This window comes from Rhizobacter sp. P3_B12, assembly GCF_056402895.1.
Map to the genome: position 1 here is coordinate 1 of NZ_JBFUGN010001207.1, position 1,635 is coordinate 1,635.

General features: G+C 69.8%; 1 protein-coding gene. It reads left to right on the forward strand.

What is annotated here, in order from left to right; all coding sequences use genetic code 11:
- On the forward strand, positions 1-1,635 hold a 1,635-nt coding region (locus AC1D01_RS33805; RefSeq protein WP_477873835.1), incomplete at both ends, for an FG-GAP repeat domain-containing protein.

A 1,635-nucleotide genomic window follows, 5' to 3' on the forward strand; every position in this document is an offset into this window, starting at 1 on the left:
GGGCCAGCCCTCGCACGTGATGGACTTCGACAGCGACGGCAACTTCGACCTCGCACCGGCCGGCATGCTGGGCACCGGTGCGAACCTGCGGCCGCCCGCGACCGCGTGGCGCTCACTCGGAGACTTCTCGTTCCTGCCGGTCAACGGCCTCGGTGCAAGCGGCGGCTGCCAATCACCGCTCGACTTCAACGGCGACGGCCGCATGGACTGCCTGAGCAGCGTCTCCGACGGTGGCGGGCTCCTGCTGCGTGAGAGCAACTACAACCTGGGTTCCGAGTCGCTGATCACGACAGCGCCGCAGCTCGGGTTCACAACGCACACGGCCGACATCGTCTTCGCGGACGTCAACCGCGATGGCCGCGACGACATCATCCGCTGGAGCGACGACCCGACGCAGAACAAGATCTACCTGAGCAACGGCGACGGCACCTACCGCCAATCGACCGGCTTCAACCTCAAAACGGCCAACGACCTGCTGCAGCGCAGCGACAGCGCGGCCGCCTTCGTCACCGGCAACTTCACCGGCCGGGGCGACGTGGAGATCCTGCGGCTGCTGGGGTCTCCGACGCCGGGTGACGGCACCAGCAACCAGCTCTACGTCCGCCAGGGTTCCACGCTGCCGCCGGACCTGCTGGTCGGCGTGACCTCGCCCCGCAACCTGCGCACCACGCTGACCTGGGTGCCGCTGGCCAACTCCGCCAGCGGCGCGCTCGGCCCGCGCTACACGAGCGACCGCGGCACGGCGAACGCGGCGGCATTCCCGCTGTTCGACAGCATCGATTCGTCGTACGTCGTCGCCACCATCACGCGCGACAGCGCTGTCGGCGGCGGCCAGGTGCTCGAGGAGTTCAGCTACCGCGGCCTCAAGCTGGCCCATGACGGGTATGGCTCCCGCGGTTTCCGCGAGGTGCGCCGCCAGCGGCAGACGCCCGACGGCACGGTGCTGACGCAGGTGCTGCAACAGCAGCAACGCCATCCCTACATCGGGCTGCCGGCCCGCAGCGAGACCTGGCGGGCCACGCTCGACCAGGCGTCGGGCCTGGTGCTGTCGAGCGAAATCAACGTGCATTGCGAGAAGTCCGCCAGCGCGGCTGCCGAAGCGAATGCCACGGCGGATGCACCGTGCCCGCCGGCGGCCGGCACCCGGATCCTGCGGCCCTATCTCTACAAGGCCACCAAGACCGGCAAGGACCCGGCCACCGGTGAGGCGTTGCCGGTCACCACGACCACCCACCGCTTCAACGACAACGGTGATCCGAAGGAGGTGGTGACGTCGACGAGCGGGAACGCGGCCGGCGTGGCGCAGAGCGTCTCATCGACGGCGACCCACGTCTATGCGATCGACAACATCGCCGGGGACACCTGGCTGCTCGGCCGCTTGCAGGGCAGCACGCAGCAGCATGCGGCGCCGAACAGCCTGGCCGCGATCGGCGCGGGTGCCGGCACGGCAGCAGGTGCGAGCGCCACGCGTGGCACGGCGCCGGCTGCCACGCTGAGTGCGCCGGCCTTTGCGACCACGCAGGTCGGACAGAGCAACAGCGTCACGGCGACGCTGAGCAACAGCGGCGGCGTGGCAATGAACCTGACGGTGCCGACCGCAGCGGCGGTGTCGGGCAGCGAGTTCGGCTTTGCGGG